General features: G+C 59.1%; 24 protein-coding genes, 1 pseudogene and 1 riboswitch. Of the genes and pseudogenes, 9 read left to right on the top strand and 16 right to left on the bottom strand.

What is annotated here, in order from left to right; all coding sequences use genetic code 11:
• The first annotated feature begins 80 nt into the window (after positions 1-80).
• The gene (locus CHH27_RS08790; RefSeq protein ID WP_094071251.1) at positions 81-1,001 is read left to right on the top strand and encodes a LysR family transcriptional regulator; all 921 of its coding nucleotides are present in this window, start codon (positions 81-83) and stop codon (positions 999-1,001) included.
• Here the strand turns inward: CHH27_RS08790 and CHH27_RS08785 are convergent.
• The 7 genes from CHH27_RS08785 to CHH27_RS08755 all read right to left on the bottom strand — a co-directional run bounded on the left by CHH27_RS08785 (position 998) and on the right by CHH27_RS08755 (position 8,932).
• Positions 998-1,384, bottom strand: a complete 387-nt coding sequence (locus CHH27_RS08785) for a hypothetical protein (protein ID WP_157738814.1) — start codon at positions 1,382-1,384, stop codon at positions 998-1,000. The two genes, CHH27_RS08790 and CHH27_RS08785, sit on opposite strands and share 4 nt — an antisense overlap.
• A 192-nt stretch (positions 1,385-1,576) precedes the next feature.
• Complete coding sequence (locus CHH27_RS08780; protein WP_094071249.1) at positions 1,577-2,656, bottom strand: hypothetical protein; 1,080 nt, start codon at positions 2,654-2,656, stop codon at positions 1,577-1,579.
• 282 nt (positions 2,657-2,938) lie between these two features.
• Complete coding sequence (locus tag CHH27_RS08775; protein WP_094071248.1) at positions 2,939-4,531, bottom strand: ABC transporter substrate-binding protein; 1,593 nt, start codon at positions 4,529-4,531, stop codon at positions 2,939-2,941.
• A gap of 124 nt (positions 4,532-4,655) precedes the next feature.
• On the bottom strand, positions 4,656-6,740 hold the full coding sequence (locus tag CHH27_RS08770; RefSeq protein ID WP_094071247.1) for a S9 family peptidase: 2,085 nt from the start codon (positions 6,738-6,740) through the stop codon (positions 4,656-4,658).
• A gap of 65 nt (positions 6,741-6,805) precedes the next feature.
• On the bottom strand, positions 6,806-7,621 hold the full coding sequence (locus tag CHH27_RS08765; RefSeq protein WP_094071246.1) for an RNA polymerase sigma factor: 816 nt from the start codon (positions 7,619-7,621) through the stop codon (positions 6,806-6,808).
• A 4-nt stretch (positions 7,622-7,625) separates the two neighbouring features.
• Positions 7,626-7,928: a hypothetical protein gene (locus tag CHH27_RS08760; RefSeq protein WP_094071245.1), complete on the bottom strand. Its 303-nt coding sequence runs from the start codon at positions 7,926-7,928 to the stop codon at positions 7,626-7,628.
• A gap of 134 nt (positions 7,929-8,062) precedes the next feature.
• On the bottom strand, positions 8,063-8,932 hold the full coding sequence (locus CHH27_RS08755; protein ID WP_094071244.1) for an ABC transporter substrate binding protein: 870 nt from the start codon (positions 8,930-8,932) through the stop codon (positions 8,063-8,065).
• Positions 8,933-9,242: 310 nt separating this feature from the next.
• On the opposite strand from CHH27_RS08755, the gene CHH27_RS08750 reads away from it, so the two are divergent.
• Positions 9,243-10,001 (top strand): hypothetical protein, encoded by a 759-nt coding sequence (locus tag CHH27_RS08750; RefSeq protein ID WP_198338381.1) that lies wholly within the window; start codon positions 9,243-9,245, stop codon positions 9,999-10,001.
• 34 nt (positions 10,002-10,035) lie between these two features.
• Here CHH27_RS08750 and CHH27_RS08745 read toward each other — a convergent pair whose 3' ends face one another.
• On the bottom strand, positions 10,036-11,076 hold the full coding sequence (locus CHH27_RS08745; RefSeq protein WP_256386439.1) for a cytochrome d ubiquinol oxidase subunit II: 1,041 nt from the start codon (positions 11,074-11,076) through the stop codon (positions 10,036-10,038).
• 18 nt (positions 11,077-11,094) lie between these two features.
• A riboswitch (cobalamin riboswitch) is annotated at positions 11,095-11,307 on the top strand.
• Between the two features lie 106 nt (positions 11,308-11,413).
• Between CHH27_RS08745 and CHH27_RS27595 the strand changes: the two genes are divergently transcribed.
• The 5 genes from CHH27_RS27595 to CHH27_RS08725 all read left to right on the top strand — a co-directional run bounded on the left by CHH27_RS27595 (position 11,414) and on the right by CHH27_RS08725 (position 14,906).
• Entirely contained in the window at positions 11,414-11,692 is a 279-nt protein-coding gene (locus tag CHH27_RS27595; RefSeq protein ID WP_157738810.1) for a hypothetical protein, read from the top strand.
• Positions 11,682-12,086, top strand: coding sequence for a DUF1636 domain-containing protein (locus tag CHH27_RS08740; RefSeq protein WP_094071242.1), 405 nt, complete (start codon positions 11,682-11,684; stop codon positions 12,084-12,086). The genes CHH27_RS27595 and CHH27_RS08740 overlap by 11 nt, the downstream gene beginning before the upstream one ends.
• On the top strand, positions 12,083-12,856 hold the full coding sequence (locus tag CHH27_RS08735; RefSeq protein WP_094071241.1) for an ABC transporter ATP-binding protein: 774 nt from the start codon (positions 12,083-12,085) through the stop codon (positions 12,854-12,856). The genes CHH27_RS08740 and CHH27_RS08735 overlap by 4 nt, the downstream gene beginning before the upstream one ends.
• Positions 12,857-12,871: 15 nt before the next feature.
• The gene (locus CHH27_RS08730) at positions 12,872-13,807 is read left to right on the top strand and encodes an ABC transporter substrate-binding protein (RefSeq protein ID WP_094071240.1); all 936 of its coding nucleotides are present in this window, start codon (positions 12,872-12,874) and stop codon (positions 13,805-13,807) included.
• Between the two features lie 133 nt (positions 13,808-13,940).
• Positions 13,941-14,906, top strand: a complete 966-nt coding sequence (locus tag CHH27_RS08725) for an iron ABC transporter permease (protein ID WP_094074611.1) — start codon at positions 13,941-13,943, stop codon at positions 14,904-14,906.
• Here the strand turns inward: CHH27_RS08725 and CHH27_RS08720 are convergent.
• The 3 genes from CHH27_RS08720 to CHH27_RS08710 form a co-directional block, all read right to left on the bottom strand.
• The gene (locus CHH27_RS08720; protein ID WP_094071239.1) at positions 14,866-16,104 is read right to left on the bottom strand and encodes an MFS transporter; all 1,239 of its coding nucleotides are present in this window, start codon (positions 16,102-16,104) and stop codon (positions 14,866-14,868) included. The genes CHH27_RS08725 and CHH27_RS08720 overlap by 41 nt on opposite strands.
• A 119-nt stretch (positions 16,105-16,223) precedes the next feature.
• Positions 16,224-17,240: a prenyltransferase/squalene oxidase repeat-containing protein gene (locus CHH27_RS08715; protein WP_157738808.1), complete on the bottom strand. Its 1,017-nt coding sequence runs from the start codon at positions 17,238-17,240 to the stop codon at positions 16,224-16,226.
• 54 nt (positions 17,241-17,294) lie between these two features.
• On the bottom strand, positions 17,295-18,170 hold the full coding sequence (locus CHH27_RS08710) for an SDR family oxidoreductase (protein WP_094071237.1): 876 nt from the start codon (positions 18,168-18,170) through the stop codon (positions 17,295-17,297).
• Positions 18,171-18,302: 132 nt separating this feature from the next.
• On the opposite strand from CHH27_RS08710, the pseudogene CHH27_RS08705 reads away from it, so the two are divergent.
• Positions 18,303-18,721: pseudogene (locus CHH27_RS08705) on the top strand (winged helix-turn-helix transcriptional regulator).
• A gap of 22 nt (positions 18,722-18,743) precedes the next feature.
• On the opposite strand, the gene CHH27_RS08700 reads toward CHH27_RS08705, so the two are convergent.
• Positions 18,744-19,643 (bottom strand): hypothetical protein, encoded by a 900-nt coding sequence (locus CHH27_RS08700; protein WP_094071236.1) that lies wholly within the window; start codon positions 19,641-19,643, stop codon positions 18,744-18,746.
• A complete protein-coding gene (locus tag CHH27_RS08695) occupies positions 19,640-20,458 on the bottom strand; it encodes a helix-turn-helix domain-containing protein (protein ID WP_157738806.1) in 819 nt (272 codons plus the stop codon). Before CHH27_RS08695 ends, CHH27_RS08700 begins: the two co-directional genes overlap by 4 nt.
• A gap of 150 nt (positions 20,459-20,608) precedes the next feature.
• Between CHH27_RS08695 and CHH27_RS08690 the strand changes: the two genes are divergently transcribed.
• Positions 20,609-20,995, top strand: coding sequence for an MAPEG family protein (locus tag CHH27_RS08690; RefSeq protein WP_094071234.1), 387 nt, complete (start codon positions 20,609-20,611; stop codon positions 20,993-20,995).
• Here CHH27_RS08690 and CHH27_RS08685 read toward each other — a convergent pair.
• The 3 genes from CHH27_RS08685 to CHH27_RS08675 all read right to left on the bottom strand — a co-directional run bounded on the left by CHH27_RS08685 (position 20,938) and on the right by CHH27_RS08675 (position 23,435).
• Positions 20,938-21,795 (bottom strand): ABC transporter substrate-binding protein, encoded by an 858-nt coding sequence (locus CHH27_RS08685; protein ID WP_208988719.1) that lies wholly within the window; start codon positions 21,793-21,795, stop codon positions 20,938-20,940. The genes CHH27_RS08690 and CHH27_RS08685 overlap by 58 nt on opposite strands.
• Before the next feature lie 160 nt (positions 21,796-21,955).
• Positions 21,956-22,414, bottom strand: coding sequence for a peptide-methionine (R)-S-oxide reductase MsrB (gene msrB, locus CHH27_RS08680; RefSeq protein ID WP_094071233.1), 459 nt, complete (start codon positions 22,412-22,414; stop codon positions 21,956-21,958).
• 85 nt (positions 22,415-22,499) lie between these two features.
• Positions 22,500-23,435 (bottom strand): diguanylate cyclase domain-containing protein, encoded by a 936-nt coding sequence (locus CHH27_RS08675; protein ID WP_208988717.1) that lies wholly within the window; start codon positions 23,433-23,435, stop codon positions 22,500-22,502.
• Positions 23,436-23,683 lie beyond the last annotated feature (248 nt).

Raw genomic sequence — 23,683 nt, 5'->3', positions numbered from 1 at the left:
TGAGTGCAAGGCAGACATATTGATTGCTCTTTTCAGAATCTATATGCGTAAATGAGAGCTTAAATTGAGAAAATGAAATCATGTTGGATGATGTTGCCCTGTTTGTGCAGATTGCCCAGCTGCGTAGCCTGAAGGCGGCGGCGGATCGGGTCGGGCTGCCGCCGGCAACCGTTACCCGTCGCCTGCGCAAGCTGGAAGAGCGGATCGGAGCGCAGCTTGTACACCGGTCGGCGCGCAAATTTGCCCTGACATCGGCAGGGCAGGCCTATTTCGAGGCCTTTGCGGACCTGGTACAGCATGCGGAGGCAACGCTTCGCAGCCTGGACACCGACAGAACTGCCTTGCAGGGCAGCCTGAAGGCCGCAGCTCCGACCAATATTTCCGTCGGTATCCTGCAGCCGATGTGGTCCGGTTTTCTGAAAGCCTATCCGGATATCCGTTTGACGCTGACACTGAGCAACGAGAACCAGGATCTTCAGGCCAACCAGGTGGATCTGGCCTTGCGCGCCGGGCCTCAAACGGATGAACGCCTGTATCAGCAACGCCTTGGAACTGTAGCGACCATCCTTGTTGCGTCACCCGGCTATCTCGAACAGGCCGGTACGCCGATCGATCCGGCAGAGATCGAGTCCCAGGCCCAGATCCGCGTGGCTGCCTTGCCGGAGTGGCAGCTGCAGAACACAACGGGCGGGGAGCAGGCCAGAATCCCCATCTCTGCCAGGATCACGGTCGATGACATCGGCCTTGCACGGCAACTGGCGGCGGACGGCCATGGACTTGCCTTGTTGCCCGTCAGCGAATTGTCGGCGGACCTGCAAACTGGCCGCCTCGTTCCGGTGCTGCCGGGGTGGCAGGGCCAAAGGCGGGATATCTTCGCTGTCTGGCCGACCGGTCGCTTGTTAAGTGCCCGTGCAAAGTGCCTGCGGGATTACATCGCCGACTATCTGAGCGAACGACCGATCTTCCGCGGAGAGGTGCCAGAAAGCGGCCTTCGGCTTTAGGCGGTGTAGGTGTTGCAGCGCATGAAACGCGGGATGTCGATATAGCCGCGCATGTAGAAGATCCAGGCTTCGCATTCCTGCTGGGTCTTGAAACAGCCGGCCTGCGAAATCAGGTAAGTCTGGTCGAAATTGTTGACCTTGCCGCTGGCAATGCCCTTCCAGCCGCTGCCGGTGAATGTCCGGCAATCGTAGGGCGTGTTGTAGGTATAGGGAATGTTCTGCCGGGTTTTTGAGAAGGTCGGCGCGAACAGCAGATCCGAGGGCTGCTGAAACTGTGATTGGCAGCCGGCCATCAGAAGGGCCGCTGACAGTGTTGCCACGACGCGCAGACGTGCCTTCAATCCGGAGCTGTCGGGGCAGGCGAGGCGTGTCGAAACGGGCATTCTGGGCTCCAGTGATCGCGGCGGCCGACTGGCGGCCATCTCAGAAACTGATTTGCTTTTGCGTCAGATGAGCCGAAGACAGGGGCAAAATCAAGTCACGAAAACGAAGCCCCCCGCACTTGCGCGCGAGGGGCGGGAAGGGTGACTGGTAGCGCCAGTGGACGGCCGCAGTCCCGGAACGGCCAGACCTTGTCAGGCAAAGGGGTCGATATTGGGCAGATTGAAATCGAAGGGGTTCTCCAGTCCCTGACCAGCGTCTTCCCACGGCTGATAGTGTCCGTCTTCCTGCAACTGCAGCAAGACCGCTTCAAGGTGATCGCTGATCGTTCCGACCGCGTCCCAGGCATCGCCCATGCCGGCGGCGAAACGGGCAATTTCCTCGTAGAAGCCTTGTGGGAGGTCGCCGATTTCGATCTCGTCGAGGCTTGAAAAGTAGAACGGGAACGGCGTTTCGTACTCAAAATGATAGGCCCGTTCAGCGCCGTTCAGATAGACGATCTCACCCTCGAACAGAACCGACATCGTCAATTCGTATTGGCCGAAATCGTTCAACTGGATCTCCACGGCCATTTCGAAGACCATTTCGAATTCTTCGATCCCGTAGTCGAACGCTTCGCCGTAGATTTCAAGCATCTGCTCCTGGCCGAAGGCCGTCAGGACCGGGTCGCCATGTTCATTGAAGGTTTCTGCCTGAATTGTTGTCCCGACCTCGGAGGCCATTTCGATGTAAAGCTGTCTGAACTGGTTGTCGTAGAAGTTGCCTTCGAACTCGTGCATGAGTCCGCTCTGATATTCGACGGGAACTTCCTGGCCATTGTAGAAACTGGACTTGATTTCGGTCGCCCGCTCCTCTGCCAGCGTCATTATGTCCAGCGTTCCCTCCGAGGTGCGGAACGTATAGTCCATCATCTCCAGGCCGAAACCCAGTTGCTGTTCTCCAGCAGCGTTTGAAGAATCAACCTGGGCGCTGATGCCGCCCTGTGCGCCTTTTTCCAGTTCACCACCGAGCAGGTTCCCCTTGCCGTCGAGATCATAGGGATCGAGGTTCAGGAACGGCAGATCGTTGGAAGCGCCGTCACCCGGCGGTGCAAGATCCTGGTTCTGGGAGGATGAGGCAACTGGAGCGATGTAAAGGTCACCGTCCTGATCCGTAAGATGCAGTACAGGGGCAGGGGCTTTTTTGGTCGATGTCGTGCCGGTTTCCAGGTCGATGTCCAGCAGGGTGTCCAGGTCGATGCGGGTGCTGTTGCCGAATACTTGATGCTTGGTCATATTGTCTCCTCTCCAATTCGAAAGTTGCGCCCGGTTGAAATTTTGTTTCGTCCGGAGCCCTAGAGTTGGTGAGCAGAGGTGATGCGATCAATTTAACTTTGTTTCATGAACTCTTCGAAATATTTCGGTTCGAAGAAAAAATGGCAGATACATAAATCAGGAAATTTCTGAAAACGAAAAACACTAGCGAAGATATATTTGAAAAAATCTAGCGAAATCTACCGAGATAAAAAAATCGGCGCCGGAAGCGCCGATTCTTCGGGTTATGTATTCGGTGAGGGCTTAATTCACCGTCACCCAGCGCAGCATCAGGAAATTGTCGGCACGCTGTGTCAGGTCGATATTGGACTTTGACCCCCACAGCAGCGGCTGAATGTGCAAGGGCACATAAACCACGTCGTCGCGGACAATTGTCGCGACTTCGTCCAGCATGGTCTGCCGTTTCTCCGGATCGATTTCGCGCTGGATCTGCGGCAGGAGTTCATCGACACGGGCGTTGGAATAGCCGCCAAAGTTCCAGCTGCCGAGTTTCTTCTCGTCATTCTTGGTGGTGACCAGGAAGCGGATCGGGTGCTCCGCGTCGAATGTGCCGGGCGACCAGCCAAGCAGATACATGTCGAAATTGCCCGCGCGCAGCTCAGGCCAGTAGGTCCTGACCGGCATGGCATTCAGGTTGGCTTTCATGCCGGCCTGGGTCAGAAGGGCCGCCATGGCCTTGCACAGGGCTTCGTCGTTGATGTAGCGGTCATTCGGGCATTTGAGACCGAATGAAAACCCATCCGGATAACCGGCTTCCGCCAGCAGTGCCTTTGCCCCTTCGGGATCGTAACCGGTGCGATCGGAAGCGGCAGCGCTATAGCCTTTCATCTGCGGGCTGACCAGCTGGCTGGCGACTTCCGCATTGCCGCGCATGATCTTATCGACCAGTGCTTCCGCATTGATCGCCTTCTGTACGGCGGTGCGCACCTTCACGTCCTGAAACGGGTTCTTGTCGGCCGTTTCCTTGGAATATTTCAGGGCGTCGTGGCCATGGGCAAAGCCCAGCATGATCACCCGAGCCTCGATGCCCCGGTGCAGCGTGAGACCGTCCTGATCTTCAATGCGGCTGACATCCTGGACCGGAACCGGTTCGATCAGGTCCACCTGCCCGCTGAGCAGGCCGGAAACCGCGGTTGCCGGGTTGGCGATCGGCAGGAACGTCGCCTTTGTCAGGTTGTGCTGTTTCTCGTCCCACCAGCCGTCGAACGGTTCCAGCACGGTTTCCACACCCGGTTCGCGCGACGCCAGCTTGAAGGGACCGGTGCCGTTGGTGTTCAAGGTGGCGAAGGTTTCCGTGTCCCTTGCCGGCAGTTCCGCAGCATTCGCTTCAGCCCAGCCCTTGTCCAGGATCATGAAGTTGGCGATGGAGTCGGGAAAGATCGGGTTCGGCGCATGAGTCAGGAAGTCGACCGTGTAATCGTCCACGATCTTGACTTCCTTCACCGGAGCGAACCAGGAACTGACGTCGGACGCTTCCGAGGATGCCCGTTCATAGGAAAACAGCACGTCTTCCGCCGTGAAATCGGCCCCGTCGTGGAACGTGACGCCTTCACGCAACTTGAAGCGCCAGCCGTCCTCACCAAGCGGTTCCCAGCTTTCCGCCAGCGATCCTTCAATGGCCATGTCCTTGTCGCGCCGGACAAGGCCTTCATAAACATTGTTCAGGAAGCCCAGCACCGGTGCGGAGCTGACGGCGTGGGGATCCATTGTCTGCGGGTCGGTCGGCGAAGACCAGCGCAATTCAGCGGCAGAGGCGATGGAAACGGAAGAGAGCAGGGCAGCTGCAAGTGTAAAGCCTGCAGCAACATGTCCGGCTCGGTGTGATGACTTGGTCATGACATCCCCATTGGTGGTTTTGACTTTTTGGTTTGAAATCAGCCTAAGCCATTTCAGGGCAAAAGAAATACCGGGCCCGCATGCGGACCCGGTCCTCTTGTCAAAAACGCGTGATGAAAGGTGATCAGGTCTTGCCGGTCACCATCAGGGCAAAGGCCTGATTGCGGGCGACTTCCTTCAGACGATCAAACCGTCCGGACGCGCCGCCATGGCCGGCGTCCATGTTGGTGGTCAGCATCAGAAGGCTGTCACCGGTCTTGGTTGCACGCAGTTTGGCAACCCACTTGGCCGGTTCCCAGTAGGTGACACGTGGATCGGTCAGGCCGGCGATCGCCAAGATTGCCGGATAGTCCTTTGCCTCGACATTGTCGTAAGGCGAATAGGACGCGATGTAGTCATAGGCCGTCTTGTCGGCAATCGGATTGCCCCATTCCGGCCATTCCGGCGGTGTCAGTGGCAGCGTGTCGTCCAGCATTGTGGCGAGGACATCGACAAAGGGCACTTCGGCGATGATGCCGCCAAACTTGTCCGGTGCCATGTTGGCGATCGCTCCCATCAGCATGCCGCCGGCCGAACCACCATGGGCGACGATCCGGTCATGAGCTGTGAATTTCTCCGAGACCAGATGATCGGCGGCGGCGATGAAGTCGGTGAACGTGTTTTTCTTGTGCTCGCGCCGGCCATCCTTGTACCAGCGGAAACCCTTGTCCTTGCCGCCACGAATGTGGGCAATCGCATAGACAAAGCCGCGATTGACCAGGGACAGGCAGTTGGTGTTGAAGCTGGCCGGAATGGTAATGCCGTAAGAGCCGTAGCCATAGAGCAGCAGCGGCGCGGAGCCGTCGAGCCTGGTGTCCTTGTGATAGAGCAGCGACACCGGCACGGTTTCCCCGTCCGGCGCAGGCGCCATCAGCCGGCGCGTGACATAGTCGGACGCCTCGTGTCCGGAAGGCACTTCCTGTTCCTTGCGCAACACCCTTTCCCGCGTTTCGACATTGTAGTCGAAGGTCTGCGACGGGGTTGTCATCGAGGAATAGGTGAAGCGGATCGTGGTCGTGTCGAATTCATAGCCGTCGCCGAGACCGAGGGAATAGGCTTCTTCGTCAAAGGCGATTTCGTGTTCGACATTATCCGCCAGGCGGCGGATGACGATGCGCGGCAGGCCGTCCTCCCGCTCCAGTCGGGTCATGAAGGTCTTGAAGACACAATGGGAGAGGATCAGGCAGCCCGGCTTGTGGGCGACCAGGTCGGTCCAGTTGTCCCGGCCCGGATCCGATTTCGGTGCAGTGACGATCTTGAAGTCTTCCGCATCGCCCGCGTTGGTCAGGATGTAGAACTGATCGCCGTGATCGTCGACGGAGTATTCAACTCCGGTTTCGCGCGCCGCGATCAGCTTTGGAGCGGCTGTCGGTTCATCAGCGGGGATGGTCCAGACTTCCGAGGTTTCGTGGTCATGGATGTCGATGATGATCGTGTCGCCCGACTGGGTCTTGCCGACCCCCATGAAGAAGCCGGCATCCTTTTCCTCAAAGACCAGCACGTCGTTTGCCGGATCCGTGCCGATCTCGTGGCGGAACAGCTTCGATGGCCGGTGATTGGCATCCAGGCGGATGTAGAAGACATATTTGTCGTCTGACGAAAAGACTCCGCCGCCGCCCGTGTTCTCGATCGTATCGTCGAGATCCTTGCCGGTTTCGGCATCGCGCAGGCGCAGCGTGTAATATTCCGAGCCCTTGTCGTCATAGGCCCAGGCCAGAAGCTTGTGGCCGGTCGCCTGGCTGACCCCACCGAATTTGAAATAGGCCTTGCCTTCGGCTTCCTGGTCGCCGTTCAGGAGAATGGTTTCCTTGCCGCCGTCCCGCGGGGTGCGGAAAAAGATCGGCTGCTGGCCACCGGTCTCGAATCTCAGGCCATAGGCATAGGGGCCATCCGGAGAGGGGACGGAACTGTCGTCTTCCTTGATGCGGCCGCGCAGCTCGGCAAAGAGTTGCTCCTGAAGCGCCTTGGTCGGGGCCATCTGGGCTTCCTGGTAGGCGTTTTCCGCTTCCAGGTAGGCACGAATGTCGGCGTCGAGAACCGACGGGTCACGCATGACCTCCTGCCAGTTGTCGGCGCGCAGCCAGGCATAATCGTCCTGCCGCTTGATGCCATGGGTTTCAAAGGTGGCGGGGCGCGCTTCGGCGCGCGGGGGAAAAGCATCCTGTTTCATGGACTGGGAGGTAGGCGCTTTGCGGGGCGATGGCAAGAGGCGCAGGCTGTCAAAGTCCCGCGTGCCTATGACCGCGTTCCACTCGCGAAAACCGCTGTGATGCGGGGCAGGAGATGTTCGGAGATCGTGGTGTCCGGATCTGCCTGAAAAAGTGCGGCGGTGCGTTCAAGCTCGTCGAGGGCCGCGATCTTTTGGCTCAAGGCCGGGACGTCCAGTGCGACGGTGTCCCTGGGGTCCAGCCTTCCAAGACGCGTTGCCGGCGCGACGCGCCGACTGCATCGGCAGGCATTTTGGGGCGCGGCGATGCCACAACTGGCACGCAGGAGTGACTGGATTTTTGTCCGGGCCCGGGACAGGCGCTTGCGGAAATTGGCTGGCGACAGGCCGAGCGCGGCGGCGGCTTCCGATTGATCGAGGCCAAGGATTTCGCCCAGGACGTAGGCCAGCCGATGGTCGCCGTCGAGTACCTGCAGCATGGCCCGGCAGCAGCCGAGCTTGACCTGGGCGACCAGCAGTGCGGTTTCCGGATTGTCCGTGGCGGTCACATCCAGCCCCTCTTGCAGGTCCGACGCGAAACCTTCGGCGCTGATCGGGGCCTGCCGGGCCTTGCCGCCGCGAAAATCGAGAATGCACCTGGTGGCAATCGTCCAGGCCCAGGTCGAAAACCGGGCGTCGCCGCGAAAGGTCGACAGGTTTGTCGCCAGCCGGATGAGAACCTCCTGGGTGGCATCCTCGGCGTCTTCGTGCCGCTGAAGCATGCGCAGGGCGAGATTGTAGACCGGCCGCATGGCCTGCGACAGAATGCGTTCCAGGGCGGCGGCGTCACCGGAGGTCGCCCGCTTCACCAGAGCGTCGTCAATCAGATCAAGCGGGCGTCCCATGAGACTACTCTCCTGCGATCAGGTCCATAGGACCAGCCAGTTTCGGAGGCGCCGCCATCAGTGCCAGGAAGGCCGGTGTCGTGGGCAGGGACTGGAACAGGCGATTGCCTTCTTCTGCAGCCGCCGCATCGCGCCAGTGCATTCTGTCCATGAAGAGGTTGGGGGTCGCGGCTGAACGGTAGGTGGCGGAGGCCAGCAGCCCCGGCAACGAATGCGCCTCAGCAATCAGCTTTTCCTTGATGTCCAGAAAGGCCGGAATGTTCTCATCGCTGATTTCGTAGACATAGACTTCGGTGTGTTTGGTCATTGAGCTGTCCTGTTCCTGTTGAACGTTACACACCGTTTGACGGAGGCAGACACCAGTCTGTGACAAACAAAATCGCCTCGTCTTGAAAAAAACGATCAGGCGATTTTTTTCAGACGAACCGATCCGCTCAGGTTCTATTTCAGGACGATCGGATTGTTGGTCCGGCTCAAACGCAGTTTCGGCACGGACTGATGGTGGGTGTTGATGTAGAGGGTGGCTTCGTTGGCAGCGATTTCATCTATCGGGAGATCGTTGGGGGAGACGCCGTCCTGGAGGATCCTGGCAGCCATGTTAGCCGCGGCCTCGCCGCGTTCGCGATATTCCGTTCCGAATGCGAGCGTAATGCCTTCGTTGATATAGGCGGTCGAGGATCCCATGCTGACGACATCCTGGGGAAGGATCTGCTTCAAGAGATCGAAATAGGCAATGAAGGACGATGCCGCCGTGACATAGATGACGTCGGCGGATTTGAGCTGCGGTGTCAGGGCATCAATCTGCAGCCTGCTTGTCCTGGCATCGGGCGACAGGCGCAGCCGAAGCACTTCCTTGCCAAGCGCTTCGCTCACCGCAGTGATCTTGTCGAGTTCGGAGACAGAATTGTCTTCACGCGGATCGAACAACACGGCAATGCGCATGAAGGGGTAAAGTTGCTCAAGCAGCTGGATGTTGACTTCAGGGGACAGCGCCATCTTGGCACCGGTAATGCCGAAGGCCGGAGAGCCATGTGACGCTGCAATGCCGACCCCCACCGGATTGGCAACGATGTTGAACAGATGCGGGACACCGTCGGGATTGAAATTCTTGACGGTCTGCGTCGCCGTTGTCCCGAAGGTGTAGATCAGATCCTTCGATTTCAGTTTGTCTCGGCTCTCCCGCAAAAAACCGGCCAGCCTGTTCTGGTCGCGAGCGGCGTCGAAGATCTCGTACTCGGCGTCCACACCCAGGTCTTTCAGCCGCTGAATGAAACCGAATTCGGCGTCGGTCTGACCTCGCCAGGTGATCATCAGGATAGATTTGCTCTCAGCGTTCGCGCTGCCCGCAAAAAGGGAGCAAGCCACAAAAAGCAGACATATCAGCCGGGTCAACAAACGGGGTGCACTCCAATTGGCACTTGGGCTTGGTAGAGATTTGACATTGAGGTCATGAATCTATCCTGAATTTCCCAATGCTCCTAACGTGCTTTTTGCCTTGCAAAGTTAAAAATCAATTCTTTTGCCGGCGAAATTTTGCCTGTTTTTACCTGCGGTTGTCTTGTGTCGCGGAATCGTCTTTTGGCTGCGGTGTTGCTTGTCAAGGATCAGGAGCCCCGGCCGTGTGCAGGAACCGGTTTCGGGCAGCGCGTGTGGCGCGGCAGGAGGCCACCGAGGTTCGCAAAGCTCGGGTGCATTGCCTGTGTTTCCTAAAATTGTAAGGGCGAGGTTACCGAGTATTAAAAGTTGTGCCTTATCGATGTTTTCGACGATGGAGTTTGGTGTTTTGAAAGCTGTATTTGATTATTTTCTGATTTCAATCGTTGGGTTTGTGGCCGGGATCTGGATCATGATCGGCGCTGGGATGCTGTCCTTCGACACGAAATCGTTCGACCTGTCCGGTTACTTCGAACCGCAACCCGTCGAACCGACAATTGACGGGTCGGTTTTCGAGCGGATCCAGAACAAGACTGCGAAACCCGAAACGAATATCAACAGTCTTGAGATTGATCCGGAGGCCACGCTGGCATGGCTTGCAAATGGCCATCCGTTTGTTGAAGAGCTCAAATACCTCGAAGAAACGAACTGCTCCGATCATGCCATGCGGATGTACGGAGAGTTGCTCAGTGATCTCAACACAGATGGGTTCGACCGCAAGACGGGGCGATTGATCGACGCTGACGGGAAGGTGCTGGGCGGTTTCGGCTGGCGCATGATCTGGAAATCGCAAGCCTTCATGCTGCAGCCCTTGCAATACATGAAGGACGAACATGTTCCGTCCAACTTCAAGCATGTGATGCAGGCCATCCCGCGCGTCAAACGCAATTGGAAGACCTGCACCTTTGATATCCCTCTAAATGCGCGTCTCGGGGGCCTTCGATAGATACGGATTCTCTTTCCAAAAGACCGATCGATGATCAATCATAGCTGAGATCCGTCGCCTTGCCTCGAAACACCGTATAGGCCAATACCGTGTAGCCGATGATGACCGGAAGAACGATCAACGCACCAAGCAGGATGATGAAGAGGCTTTCCGGTGCACTGGCGCTTTCGTAAAGGGTCAGTTTTTCTGGCACCACGTAGGGATAGAAGGAATAGGCCAGTCCGGCAAATGCCAGGACAAACAGCAACGAAGACGCGGTGAACGGTACCCAGTTCCACCGGTCGAGCCGATCCGGCAAGTGTTTAAGAGCCATCCAGAGCACAACCATCAAGAGCCCGGACATCAGCGGCAGCGGCGCAAGCAGGATAATCGAGGGAAAGGAAAACCATTTTTCCATTATCCGGCCGCTGATCAGGGGACTTGCCGCGGACACCGCGCATAGTCCGACGAGGACACCCAGAAGGCGGCGGCGCGCCCAGGACACGGCCTTGATTTGCAGAGGGCCGTCGGTTTTCACGATCAGCCAGGTGGCGCCGATCAGACCATAGCCTGCGGTCAGGCAAAGCGCAGTCAGTGCGCCAAAGGCCATTGTGATGGCTGTTTGTTCCAAACCCATGATGTAAATGCCAAGCATGTATCCCTGGGCAAGAGAGGCCGAAAGCGAGCCCACGTAGAAGGAACGATCCCAAAGAGTTTTCTGTTTGCCGGTCGTTTTGGCGCGGAACTCGAAGGCAACGCCGCGCAGGATAAGTCCGATCAACATGACCGCAACCGGCAAATAGAGCGCAGTCAGCACCGTACCGTGGGCGAGGGGAAACGCGACGAGCAAAAGTCCGACCGCAAGCACAAGCCAGGTTTCGTTTGCATCCCAGAAAGGTCCAATGGCCGCCACCATTCTGTCCTGTTCGTGCTTTTCGGCAAGCGGAAAAAGAATGCCCACGCCGAGGTCAAAACCGTCCAGAATGACATAAACGAGGATCGACAGGCCCATCAGGGCAGCAAAGGCCAGTGGCAGCCAAACAGCGGGATCTCCGCCGTCGGTCCGTTCTGCGCTACCACGGGTCGTAATCCCGATTGACAGCAAGACCCTTGTTGGTCACAAGAAAGGGATGGTTTCCGAATCCGAAGCCGGATCGGAATTAAAAGGGAACACGGTGAGGCGTAGCCAACAGGCACCAAATCCGTGACTGCCCCCGCAACTGTGAGCGGCGAGCGACCCTGGAAGCGCCACTGGGAGACCCCCGGGAAGGACCAGGCAAGCTGCGACCCGCAAGTCAGGAGACCTGCCATTTCACCTGAAACTTCAACCCGGACGGGGTGTTCCGGAGGAGCGAGTGACATGGCAATTCAGCATCTGCTGATCTCAAGTGACATTCGGTTCGACAAGCCCCCGTGCAATCGCGGAGGGCGATATGAACCGGACAGACACAAGACAGACCTCTTTCACCACTGCTCGCAAGAGACCACCGACCAGCAGCCTTAGCGAACGTGCGGCCCGGGCCATGTGCCCGAACCGCTTCAAGGACGTGCTTGCAAAGAACAAGAATCGTAATGTAATAACATTACAAGATTCTCTTTCCAGTGCTGCAGCAGGAGGTTCCTTGAAAGCACCTGAAGCACAAGACCGTCTGGCCAAGCAGAACGAAACCGATCCCACTGTTTCGAAAAAGGGGACCGGGCATGAGCACTGAAACGCACAAGATTTTCGTCTGCACCTCCTGCCGGCACAAAAACAGCAATTGCCGGCCGGGCTACGAGCTGATCAAGAAGCTGCAGGACGCCCTGAAGCTTGCGGTGCCTGTGGTCGGTGACGACTTCGAGATCTCGGGTGTTGCCTGCATGGCCGGCTGTACCAGGCCGTGTACGGTGGCCTATCGGGCCAGCGGCAAGGCGACCTACCTCTTTGGCGATATCGATCCGGAAACGGATATCGATGATCTGGTTGCCTTTGCGGAGCATTACCGTGCCCTTGAGGACGGATGGTGCAATTCCGGCGAACGGCCCGGAAAGCTGCGCCGGACGGCACTTGCCCGGATACCGGCGGCCATGATCGTCACCGAAGCCGATACGGCCGCCGTCTCATGAGCGGTGCAACGCTTTCCGTTCGCGGCGTGAGCTGGCAACCGGGCAGGGGCAGACGGCTCCTGAGCGATGTCAGTTTCGAGCTTGCGGCTGGAAAGGTACTGGGAATTGCCGGGGCCAATGGCGCCGGCAAATCCACGCTTCTGCGACTGCTGTACCGGTTTCACCGGCCGGTCAGCGGTTCCGTTCATCTGAACGGCCGGGACATCTGGTCGTTGTCGGCGCGCGAGAGTGCCCGGCAGATTGCCGCCGTCCTCCAGGAGCAACCAACGGATTTTGCTTTGTCCGTTCGTGAAATCGTGGCACTGGGCCGGCGTCCGCATGGTTCCGGATTCGCAGGTGGTGGGCGTCACGACGCTGACATCATTGATGGTGCGCTGGACCGTATGGGGCTCTTCTCCCTGGCAGGCCGTTCCTTCGGCACCTTGTCAGGCGGCGAACGTCAGCGCGTGATGGTGGCCCGGGCGCTCGCCCAGGAGCCGCAATTGCTGATCCTGGATGAACCGACAAATCACCTGGATATCCGCCACCAGCTCGAAATCGTCGCGCTGATCAGCAGCCTCAACATCACCATCGTGACCAGCCTGCATGATCTCAACATGGCATCGCAAGTGTGTGACCAGGTGCTGTTGCTTCACCAGGGCAACCAAATCGCTCACGGCGCGCCCGAGGAAGTTCTGACGCCGGGACATATTGAACACGCCTATGCGGTGCGGGTCCTGCAACAGGAACTTGGTCCCGGCCGTAATCCCCATCTCAGTTTTCATCTCTAAGTCTGGAGTAGACACATGAAACGTCTGGCCCTTGGTCTGGCTGCAACCCTTTACGCGGGAGCTGCCCTTGCGCAGACCACCGTTCAAAGCTGTGACCGCAAGGTCACCTTTGACGCGCCGCCGAAAGCAGCTGTATCCAACGACGTCAACCTGACGGAAATGATGCTGGTGCTTGGCCTGCGTGACAGCATGGTCGGCTATACCGGCATTTCCGGCTGGAAAACGCTGGACGAGGAGATGCGCGAAGGCGTTGCCGAACTGCCGGAGCTGTCCGCCAAATACCCGACCAAGGAAGTGCTGATTGGGGCAGATGCGGACTTTTACTTCGCGGGCTGGAACTACGGCATGAAGGTTGGCGGAGAGGTCACGCCCGAAACCCTGGAGCCCTTCGGCATCAAGGTCTACGAATTGAGCGAGTCCTGCATTCATATCGGCGACAAGCCGAAGGTCTCCATGGACGACATGTATAACGACCTGATCAATCTCGGGAAGATTTTCGGCGTTGAAGATACGGCCTATGATCTTGTCGGCGCCTACAAAATGGAACTCGACCGGGTCACGTCAGCGCTCTCACCCGGTGACAAGCCGCTGCGCGTCTTTGTCTATGACAGCGGCGAAGACAAGCCGTTCACGGCCGGCCGCTACGCCATGCCGACGGCGCTGATCGAGGCGGCCGGCGGTATCAACGTGCTCGATGATTTCGAGAAGAGCTGGGCCAGGATCGACTGGGAGACAGTGGTCGAAAAGGACCCGGAAGTGGTCGTGATCGTCAATTACGGCAATGTCACAGCCGAGCAGAAGCGCGACTTCATGAAGAACAATCCGGCGCTTGCCGGCATTGATGCAGTCAAGAACGACCGTTTTGTCACTCTGGAATACGTGGAAGCGACGCCGGGACCTCGGAATATCAATGCGGTGAAGAAGCTCGCCGACGCCTTCTGGGGAGAATGAACCCTTGTTGCAACGACCGGCTTCGGATGGACTGGATCACTCGTTTCAGCCCGACCAGCGAAAATCCACCAAGCAGAGCGCGATCGGCCTGTGGATTCTGGCGGGCTTGAGCGTTCTTGTCGTGTCCGTGGTCATGGGCGTTTCGGTCGGGGCGGTGTCCGTCCCGTCCGGAACGGTGCTCGGGGTTGTTGCCAACAAGGTCTGGCCGGGACTGGTCGACGTCGACTGGTCCAGGGGCCGGGAAGCCATTGTCTGGGACATCCGCTTTCCGCGGGTGATCCTGGCCGCCTGTGTCGGTGCGGGGCTGGCGCTGGTCGGGGCGGCGCTGCAGGCGGTGACGCGCAATCCGCTGGCTGATCCACACCTGCTCGGCATATCGTCGGGCGGGGCAGCCGGTGCCATTCTGGCGCTTTTGCACACGGGGCTTTTTCTCGGTCTTCTGACCGTTCCCGTGATGGCCTTTGCGGGCGCGCTGCTGGCAACGCTGGTTGTGCTCAGCGTAACCCGGTTCACCGGCGCAACAAGCGCCGACAAGCTGGTGCTGGCCGGGGTTGCCGTGTCCTTCGTGATCATGGCCCTGGCCAATATTCTGATTTTCCTGGGCGATCCGCGCGCAACCCACACGGTGGTGTTCTGGATGCTGGGCGGTCTTGGTCTGGCCCAATGGAGCCATCTGCTTTATCCGCTCGCCATTCTGGTTCTGGCGACGCCATACCTCCTGATGAAGGCTGCGGATCTGAATGCGATGACCATCGGCGATGAAACGGCTGCAACGCTGGGCATCGCCGTTCAACGGTTCCGGCTGACGGTGTTTGTTGTTGGCGCTCTCATTACCGGCGTGATGGTCGCATTTTCCGGGATCATCGGCTTTGTCGGCCTGATGATCCCGCATATCGCGAGATATCTGGTGGGGGGCAGTTACACGCGTGTCCTGCCGATTTCACTTCTGCTTGGCGCGATTTTCCTCATCTGGGCGGATATTCTGGCGCGCACGCTGATGGCGCCGGAAGACATGCCCATCGGCATCGTCACCGGCCTGATCGGCGGGGTCTTCTTCATCATCCTGCTGCGAACGAAGTCCAGCGACGGCGGCCGCTGAACAGGATGAAGATCATCACGGCCATGTTCAGGAAGTTCCAGGCAATGCCGTTCAGGAAAGCGGCATCATAGGAACCGGTCAGATCGTAGATCAGGCCGGACAGCCAGCCGCCGAGCGCCATGCCGAGGATCGTTGACATGATCACCAGACCGACCCGCTGGCCGGCCTCGCGTGCCGGAAGGTATTCGCGCACGATCACGGCGTAACTCGGCACAATGCCGCCCTGGGCCAGGCCGAAGATCAGCGAGACCAGATAGAGCGATGCCAGCCCGTCGAAGGGAATATAGAGAAACAGGGCAGCGCATTGCAGGACGGAGCCGATCAGCAGCGTCTTCACGCCGCCGATCTTGTCGGCGACGAAACCGGAGGCAAGCCGGCTGATGACACCGGCGCCCGTCATCAGCGCGATCATGTCGGCGCCGGGGGCAACGCCGAAGCCGAGATCGACACAATAGGCGACGATATGCACCTGCGGCATCGACATGGCCACGCAGCAGGCCAGGCCGGCCAGAACCAGCAGCCATTGCAGCGCTGCCGGTGAAAGGCCGGTGCTCTGGTCACCGAAGGCCCGGGCGCTGGGTGCGGCCGAAAGGGCGCTTTCGGGCGGTCGCCGACGCAGGATCAGCGCAAGCGGAACCATGGTGACAATGCAGATCGCCGCAATCATCAGGTAGGTTTCGCGCCAATCGGTCGTGGCCAGGCTCCACTGGATGAAGGTGGGCCAGAGCACACCTGCCAGATAATTGCCACAGGCCGCACAGGCAACTGCGAGCCCGCGACGTTTCAGAAACCAGTGGGAGACATCTGCAATCAGCGGACCGAAGGTCGCCGCCGTGCCCAATCCGACAAGAACGCCCTGGGCAAGCGAGAACATCCAGACATCCGTGGACAGTGCCGCCAGCGCGAAACCGGCGCTGAGCGCAACGGCCGATCCGATCACAGGCGGCACGATGCCGAACCGGTCGACAAAACGCCCCAGCAGATAGTTGCCGGCGGCGAAACCCAGCATGGTCGCGGTGTAGGGCAGGGAGGCGCCGGCCCGGTCAATGCCAAAATCGGTCTGGACCGCCGGCAGAACGACCACAACCGCCCACATGCCGGCGCCACCAAGGGTGCTCAGCAGGATCGAGATGGCCAGGCGGAACCAGGCATAGGGCCCGTCCTGGACGTAAGGATCTGGCGCGGTGGCAACGGACATGATCGGCTTTCCGAAAACTCAGTCTTTCGTGCCTATCAGGTCGGCAGACCTGCGACCAACAAATTTCCTTGAAGCAATTTAACAGGATCTGAAATGAGTTCGATCTGTGCAAGCTCGGGCTATGACGCTTCGTCCTTCTCCGGAGCGTGCCCATAGGCCTTCAGGATACGCAGGGCAATCAGCGTGATCCAGCGGCTTGGCCGCCTCGGCGGTTCCAGCTCCAGATGGGTTTTACCGGGCAGGGCCGCGCTGCGCAGCCAGCGCCCGTCCTTGCGCCGCAATCCGGCCAGCCGGGTCAGAGCTTCCTGCATCCTCGGGTCGAAGGGCGTGCCGTTGGCGCGAAACGTGTCGAGGGCGCGCAGCGTGGTGTAACGCCAGCGGGCCGGGAAGGTCGGTTTCAGAAAGTCGAGCCGAATGATGTCACCGCTCCGGCGGGAGCGGAACAGGCGACGGGCCATGATGGTTTCCGTAGCTGTCCGGAGACTGTCCCTGATCTCGTCGGTGCGATAGGAGTGGCCCTGCGCCAGAAACCCGGACAAGCCTTCGATCACCGATAGTGTTGAGTGCAAAGAGCTGACCTTTGCACCGGACCTGTTGCGCATGCAGTTGAAACCGCCGTCTTGCATCCGCTCACCCAGAAGAAAGTCGATCAACGGTTCCAGGCGTTTTGCTGCTACTCCGAAATAGGCGGCATAGCTCAGAAAGAGCGCATTGATGCAGACATCGCTCTTCTTGTCTCCAGGGGATGCCGCGATGCCGCCGTCCCGGGCGCGCGGACGCCTGAGGATCAGATCAAGGCTCTTGGCGATTGCCGGATGATCAGGCGGGAAGGCAAAGGTCTTGAGGTCCAGAAGCGTGTAGTGGCTGGCAGTCCAGTAGGGCTTGTAAAAGCCCTTACCCCAGGAGCCATCGATGTGGCGCGCCTCCAGATAGGCCTTGCCCCAGCCTTCCAGAGGAATGCGTTTCTGAAGATCCGGGCGGTCTTCTTCAAGAAGATCCCTGTGAACCTGGAAGGCGATTGCCGGATCGCCGTCCAGCAGCCAGGCCACGACCGGATCGTCTTTTGAGAGATTGAACGAAGAGGAGGCAAATAGTGCAGGCGGCATTGGCGACGGGAGCGTTTCAGTGCTGCGCATTTTAGCCTTGCCTGACGGGGCCTTCCAGTTCGGAAGACCCCTGATGATCGGGTCTTACGCCGCGTTGTCGGCGACCTGGCTCGTTGCCAGCGTCTCGGCGACAAAGTCCCCGAGCGTTCGCGCGGGATGGCCGGTCAGGTCTTCCAGTGCTGTAGAGGCTGTTTCCAGTTCGCCTGCCGCAGCCCCGCGGTCCGCATCGGCAAGGGCCTTGGCGAAGCCGTCCGGCAGTCCCGCTTCCACCAGGATCCCGGCATAGGTGTCTTCCGGAAGATTATTGAACGGTATGTCGCGTCCGCTCTGGCGCGAGAGTTCGGCGGCGAGATCTGCGAGGGTGAAGGCGGGTTGGCCACCAAGGTCAAGGGCACGGGTGGACAGGTCATCACCTGCGATTACCCTGGCAGCCGCTTCGGCATAGTCCGAGCGTCCTGCCGCGGAGAACCGGCCGTTGCCGCTTGCGCCGACAACGGCACCATGGGCAAGGGCGGCTGCAACGGTGCCGGCGAAGTTTTCAAGGTACCAGCCATTGCGAAGAACGGCATGCGCAATGCCGCTGTCGGCAAGTCGCTGTTCCGTTTCGACATGTTCCGCAGCAAGGACCAGGCTGGAATGCGGCACGTTGAGCAGGCTGGTATAGGTAATGAACCGGACGCCGGCAGCCTTGGCGGCTTCGATGACCGCTGCATGCTGTGCCACCCGCTTGCCGACCTCGGAGCCGGAGATCAACAGCAGACGGTCGACGCCGGCGAGGGCTGCGCGCAGACTTTCCGGATCGTCGTAGTCGCCTTTGACAACAGAGACGTGAGCGGAGGCAAGATCCTGAGCCTTTTCCGGCGAGCGCACCAGAGCGCGCAGCGGTTCCGTGGTCAGGTTCTGGAGGTGTTTCAGGGCAAGGCGGCCCAGCTGGCCATTGGCACCCGTGACAGCGATCATCGTCTTTCTCCTTCAAACGATCGGTTTTGGTCGGATGCTTCCCATGTAGACGGGGTACTTACTTTTTGTTAGTACGTACAAAAAGGTTAGTTTTGAGATTTCCTGAAACTGGCCCTGAAAGTTTGGAGACCCATGGCAAATCCAAGATCCGAAAAGAAGCCGGACCCCTTGCTGCAGCCGTCCCGACCGCTGTCAGCCCTGGTTCGGCAGGGCGAACTGTTCAACCAGAACTGCCCGTCCCGAGACATCCTGAAACACCTGACCAGCCGCTGGGGCGTGCTGGTCCTGATCGCATTGCTGGAAAAGGAGCACCGGTTTTCCGAGCTTCGGCGCAAGGTCGGCGGGGTCAGCGAGAAAATGCTGGCGCAAACGCTGCAAACGCTGGAGGCCGACGGGTTCGTCAACCGGCATTCCCACCCCGTGGTGCCGCCCATGTTGACTACAGCCTGACCCCGATCGGCCGGGAAGTGGCGGCAAAGGTTCGTGATTTTGCCGACTGGATCGAAGTGAATATCGGCCGGATCCTTGCAGCGCAGGCACCACAAAGCTGAGCTTCCGGCGGCCTCGAGCTGATTAACCCGGCGGGCAGACCGTAGCGTCGTCACCGTTTTCAAGGCGAAAGCGGACACAGCCCGGTGCCTGACCCTTGGCAGGTGCTGCGCGTTTGAGGACGCGTGCGGGAAGATTGATCCGGTCCAGCTCCTCAAGGCTGTTTTCTGAAAATCCGACGATACGCAGGCTGCGCAGGTTGTTCGAAGGCACCACGAGCTCAGGCGGTCCCTTGCCGGCCCAGGCAATGTCGGCCGAAAGATCCTGATGGCGCGAGCCGATCTTGTGGTTGGAAAAGCCCCGAAGCGAGGCAAGGGGAACTAGCGTCTTGCCCTTCCAGTTCACGACATGGAGCGTGCCACCGATATGCGGGGTCTCGACATAGGCGATCTGCTTGCTGCCGCGTCCGGCATAGTCGGCGATGCCGGCAATATTCAGCCATCTGTTGGTCCGTCCGATCGGGGCCGTTGCTGCCAGTTCCCTGAGCTCGCCGTCCCGGATGCCGTAGAGGGCAACGCTGCCGCCCGCGTCTTGAAAAGACCGGATAGCAACGATCTCGATTTCACCGTCGCCATCCAGATCGACGATCCTTGGTGTGCGATCTTCAAACACCTGATCAAACGGCAGGAACAGGTCATAGTGCCGGCCATCCTGGAAAGCGAGATGCAGCGATCCGGCCTCAATGTCATCCCCCAGGATAGCGTGCTGGTAGCGCGCGGTGGGCGCGCCATACCAAGCAGCAACGCCTGTCCCGTCTGAAAGCCGGTCAAGCGCATAGTGCCCGTCGGGCAGTCCGTTGACCGGTCTCATGTCCGCGCCGTTCCAGACAGAGGCAGGCACGTTGTCCGCGGCCGATGCTGGTCCTGACGGAGACAGCAGCAGCCACCCCAAGGCGGCCATCGAAAGAAATCGACGTGCGATCATGTTGCCCCCCTCAATTCAATGCTTCTGGCCAATGCCTCTGGATCGTGCGGGGCATCAGCACCGTTGGCAGCCTGGCCCGCTCCGAGCAGACAGGCCTCGGTGCCGGCATCCATCGGTACCATCAGTTCAATCGTCATGCCCTCGATCACCGCGTCCTGCACGGATACGAGCTGACCCAGAAGGGAGGTGACGCGCAATCGGCTTCCGTCCGGGCCCAACACTTCAACGGGGACAAAGACCGGAACATTCTCGCGAAAGGTCTCGTCGAGGCCATCCAGAAGTCCTGCGTCGCGTGCTTCCTCCAGGAGCTCGTTCAGCTCCGGATCTTCGGCTGCTTCCTTGTAAAGGCGCGCGGCGAAAATCGGTGCGGCTTCAGTCCAGTTCAAAATGCGTTCCCGGAACGCCGCCGACAGGAAAATCCTGAACAGGTTGGGCGGTTGGTTCTGCTGTTCTGAAAACCCGGTGAGAAACAGCTTGCCGGGAAGATTGGTGCGCAGGATTGTCCAGCGTTTGTCGAGCACATAGGCCGGGAAGGGCCAGTGTTTGAGGAGTCTTGTCTCGATCAGGTCGAGCGCTTCGACCACATCCGGAGAATCCTCCGCGCGGCATTTGTATGGGCTGGAAAAACCGGCTGCCTGGTAGAGCACCTGGCTTCGGGCCACGGGCAGTGCCAGCTCCCGTTCAATTCTCTGGATCATGAAGGGGCTTGGCCCGGCGCGCCCGGTTTCCAGAAACGAGACGTGGCGCTGGGTCGAGCCGATCCGTGCTGCAAATTCGGCCTGTGACAGGCCGCGTTCACGGCGCAGCGCCTTCAAGGAATTTCCGAAAGGAGAAGTTTGCCCATTCATTCAAAAATCTGCCCTGGTCGCTGGAGCCGCTTATTCCCTTTGAAGGAATTGCCGAGAGTATCAGAAGATTTAGGCTCCGCCTCGTAGTCACGCAACACACGAAGACCGGAGCAACCGATGACCACCTGGATCCTGGCCGTTTTACTTCTCTACCTGGCCCAGATTTACCTCAGCGCGGCCCTCTACCTGCCGTCAGAAAGCATCTGGCAGCATGCCGGCGGTCGAGATGTTCTGCCCGAAAAAGGAAAATACAAGGGGCGCTCGGACAGGGCCCTGGTCAACATGAAGGAAAACCTGCCGTTCTTTCTGGTTCCAGCGGTGCTGGTGTATGTCATCCCGACAACGGACATGGCGCTGGCCATCACAGGCGCGCAGCTGTTTTTCTTCGGTCGCCTGCTCTATGTGCCGTCGTATCTCTCCGGCATTCCCGGACCGCGATCCCTGGCCTATGGGGTGGCCCTGTGCGGCAATATCATCATGGCGTGGGCGCTGGTTTCCGGATGATGCCGGACGCCCGCACGGTTAGAAGGCTCCGGCTCGACAAGAGCCGGTTCCGAAGGGGCATACTGGTCCACGATCTGCCAGTAGCGCTGGTCGCGCCAGACCCGTGAAACAGCCGAGGCCAGCCGGGCCCTGATCTTCGGATCCAGGTCCTTGTTGGCGGCGAGCCACTGGATGCCATGGGTGACCGGCGCCCCGACAACCAGTTTCTTGGGGTCCAGTCCCTGCTGCCGATAAACGAAATTCGCCCGGATTGACATGGTGTACCAGGCATCGATCCGGCCGGTATGCAGCATGGTGCTCATCTGCTCCGCGGTCGGGATTTCCTCGATGTTGCCCACGCCCAGTCGCTTCAGGATGCGGCTTCTCTGGCTGCCGAGATGAACTCCGATTACCTTGCCGCTTTCGATGGCTTTCTCGAAAGTGTCCAGTGGCTGGTCAAGCGTGATGAATGCGCTTTCGGTATAGATTAGCGGCGCGACATATTGAAATTTCTCGCCGCGCGCCCGCGAATAGGCTGCCGTGAACAGCAAGGAACCGGAGGTGTTTTCCGCAAGCACCTGTGCCCGCTTCCAGGGGGCAAAACGCACCTCGATCTCAAGACCTGCCTCTTCGGCAACAAGCTCCATGAGTTCAACGGCAATGCCCTTGTTTTCCGCATCAATGGACAGAGGCGGCAGATAGCCGGTAAAGGCGATCAGCTTGGTTCTTTCCTGCGCCTGCGCCGCAGTGCCACACAGAACGCCGAGCCCCAGCGCCAGGACACGCAGTCCAGTCCAGGATAACCTTCCGAAAAGATACAAGTCCGCCCCCAGAAACTTATTCGCTTCATCGCGAATAATGACTAGGTTTTGTAACTGAATTCTGAATCCTGATGTAAAAATTGACAGTATAGAAATTCAAAGACCCGGCCGAAGCTGTCGCCGGGTCTTCGATTAATTGGTTCCAACAGTCGAAACAGCTTTAGTCGCCGCTGTTCGAGTCTGCCGGTTTACGGCCGCCATGTACAAAATTCATTGCGTGTCCGTTCATGCAGTAGCGCAGGCCTGTGGGCCTTGGGCCATCCGGAAAGACATGCCCCAGATGGGCGTCACAGCTGTTACAGCGGATCTCCGTCCGAAACATGCCATGGGAATGATCGTCCAGCTCCCGGATGGCTTCGGGATGCACACTCTCGAAGAAACTCGGCCAACCGCAACCGGCATCGAACTTTGTGTCGGACATGAACAGGGGCGCGCCGCAGCAGACACAGTCATACCGGCCGATGAGCTGGTTGTCCCAGTAGGGCCCGGTAAACGGCCGCTCCGTTCCGGACTGCCGGGTGACATAGAACTGTTCGGGCGTCAGCTGTTCCATCCATTCGGCGGTGGTTTTCTTGATTTTCGGCGCTCCGTCAGCCTGACGCGTTTTCTGGTCGCTCATCTCACGATCCTTTTGGTGTGTTTTGTGCATGAAATAAGCGCGGTATCCATCGGCGGCAAGATTTGTCAGGTAACGTTACCGTCAGCTACCGTGACAGGACATTCATCACCGTTTTAACCCGATTGCCACCTTCCTGGCGGGCCTGGAAAACGCAGTTTTCCGCCGCTGCCAGTATGAATTCCGAGCTCTCAGATACGCCCGTTTGCTCGGCGACGGCGCAGGCCGCGCCAACGGAAGCGGTCATGATGCCATTTCCGGCCGTGTTGTCGGGATTGGGAATGGCGAGATCCTGAATGGCGACCTGCAGATAGGCGCTGATTGTCTCTGCGCCCATTTCGTGAGTCCGTGGCAGGAGCAGCGAGAATTCGGACGTTGCGGTGCGCGCTGCAATGTCGGCCGGCCGGCGGGCCGTTTCCTGCAAGGTGGAGGCGACCTTGTTGAGACAGTCTTCGGCAGCGCTGGGGCCAAGGTGCTCGGCGAGAGCGTCGAACCGGTCCAGTGAGACCTTGATCAGGCTGGTATGGGTTCTTTCGCGCAAGGCAATCGCCCACTCCCGCTTCAGGCTGTCCTCAAAGGCCCGGCGGTTAAAGAGGCCTGTCAGCGGGTCAGTCTGTGTGGCGGCTTCGAGCTGGTTTTCCAGATCCTTCCGTTTCGCGATGCTGCGGAAATAAACTGCAAAGGCGTAAGGCTCGCCGGTGGCGGTTTCCAGCAGATGGACGGACACTTCTGCCCAGATCAGCGAGCCGAACGCCGAACGCAGTTGCAGGTCCGCATGGGGAAGCGGGCCCTGTGGATCCGCGCTGCCTGACAGGATCCCTTGCAGGAGTTCCGCATCGGTGTTGGGGCTGCCCATATAGACAAGGTCGCTCAGATGATCCGCGAACTTGTCCGCATTCCAGCCGAAAAGCCGCTCTGCGGCCGGCGACAGAAACGCGGGGTCTCCGCCGAGAGACAGCAGCACGATGGCGTCGTTGCTGAGTTTGACCAGCGTTTCGAAATCAATGCTAGACGGGTGGAGCAAGCTCTGCCCGGAAGGAGTTTCCCTGTTGCCGTCCAACACCATTTTCGCCTCGCACAGAAATCTGACGGAAATGCTTCGTCCAAATGAAACTGAACGGTATTCACGTTGCGAAATCAAGTGGCAAGCGCTGCACATCGAATCGGAGGGGAGCGGCAAAACGCCAATTTCGGCGGTATTCCCATCCTGTGAGCGCAAAAATCACCGCATCAGATTGACAGCTAAGCAGAAATCACAGCGCAAAGTCCCTC

Origin of the sequence: Labrenzia sp. VG12, assembly GCF_002237595.1 — a bacterium.
Classification (GTDB): Bacteria; Pseudomonadota; Alphaproteobacteria; order Rhizobiales; family Stappiaceae; genus Roseibium.
The sequence above is the reverse complement of the archived record's forward strand: the minus strand, read 5'-3'. Positions and strand labels throughout refer to the sequence as shown.

Excerpts from the sequence above, each read along its gene's own strand:
- CHH27_RS27595 (WP_157738810.1), top strand. The coding sequence starts at position 11,414 with ATGAACCGGACAGACACAAGACAGACCTCTTTCACCACTGCTCGCAAG.
- CHH27_RS08725 (WP_094074611.1), top strand. The coding sequence starts at position 13,941 with ATGGGCGTTTCGGTCGGGGCGGTGTCCGTCCCGTCCGGAACGGTGCTC.
- CHH27_RS08755 (WP_094071244.1), bottom strand. The coding sequence starts at position 8,932 with ATGATCACCTGGCGAGGTCAGACCGACGCCGAATTCGGTTTCATTCAG.
- CHH27_RS08700 (WP_094071236.1), bottom strand. The coding sequence starts at position 19,643 with ATGATCGCACGTCGATTTCTTTCGATGGCCGCCTTGGGGTGGCTGCTG.
- CHH27_RS08765 (WP_094071246.1), bottom strand. The coding sequence starts at position 7,621 with ATGGGACGCCCGCTTGATCTGATTGACGACGCTCTGGTGAAGCGGGCG.
- CHH27_RS08790 (WP_094071251.1), top strand. The coding sequence starts at position 81 with ATGTTGGATGATGTTGCCCTGTTTGTGCAGATTGCCCAGCTGCGTAGC.
- CHH27_RS08760 (WP_094071245.1), bottom strand. The coding sequence starts at position 7,928 with ATGACCAAACACACCGAAGTCTATGTCTACGAAATCAGCGATGAGAAC.
- CHH27_RS08710 (WP_094071237.1), bottom strand. The coding sequence starts at position 18,170 with ATGATCGCTGTCACGGGTGCCAATGGCCAGCTGGGCCGCCTTGCCCTG.
- msrB (WP_094071233.1), bottom strand. The coding sequence starts at position 22,414 with ATGAGCGACCAGAAAACGCGTCAGGCTGACGGAGCGCCGAAAATCAAG.
- CHH27_RS08780 (WP_094071249.1), bottom strand. The coding sequence starts at position 2,656 with ATGACCAAGCATCAAGTATTCGGCAACAGCACCCGCATCGACCTGGAC.
- CHH27_RS08740 (WP_094071242.1), top strand. The coding sequence starts at position 11,682 with ATGAGCACTGAAACGCACAAGATTTTCGTCTGCACCTCCTGCCGGCAC.
- CHH27_RS08785 (WP_157738814.1), bottom strand. The coding sequence starts at position 1,384 with ATGCCCGTTTCGACACGCCTCGCCTGCCCCGACAGCTCCGGATTGAAG.
- CHH27_RS08730 (WP_094071240.1), top strand. The coding sequence starts at position 12,872 with ATGAAACGTCTGGCCCTTGGTCTGGCTGCAACCCTTTACGCGGGAGCT.
- CHH27_RS08775 (WP_094071248.1), bottom strand. The coding sequence starts at position 4,531 with ATGACCAAGTCATCACACCGAGCCGGACATGTTGCTGCAGGCTTTACA.
- CHH27_RS08770 (WP_094071247.1), bottom strand. The coding sequence starts at position 6,740 with ATGAAACAGGATGCTTTTCCCCCGCGCGCCGAAGCGCGCCCCGCCACC.
- CHH27_RS08720 (WP_094071239.1), bottom strand. The coding sequence starts at position 16,104 with ATGTCCGTTGCCACCGCGCCAGATCCTTACGTCCAGGACGGGCCCTAT.
- CHH27_RS08715 (WP_157738808.1), bottom strand. The coding sequence starts at position 17,240 with ATGCGCAGCACTGAAACGCTCCCGTCGCCAATGCCGCCTGCACTATTT.
- CHH27_RS08690 (WP_094071234.1), top strand. The coding sequence starts at position 20,609 with ATGACCACCTGGATCCTGGCCGTTTTACTTCTCTACCTGGCCCAGATT.
- CHH27_RS08735 (WP_094071241.1), top strand. The coding sequence starts at position 12,083 with ATGAGCGGTGCAACGCTTTCCGTTCGCGGCGTGAGCTGGCAACCGGGC.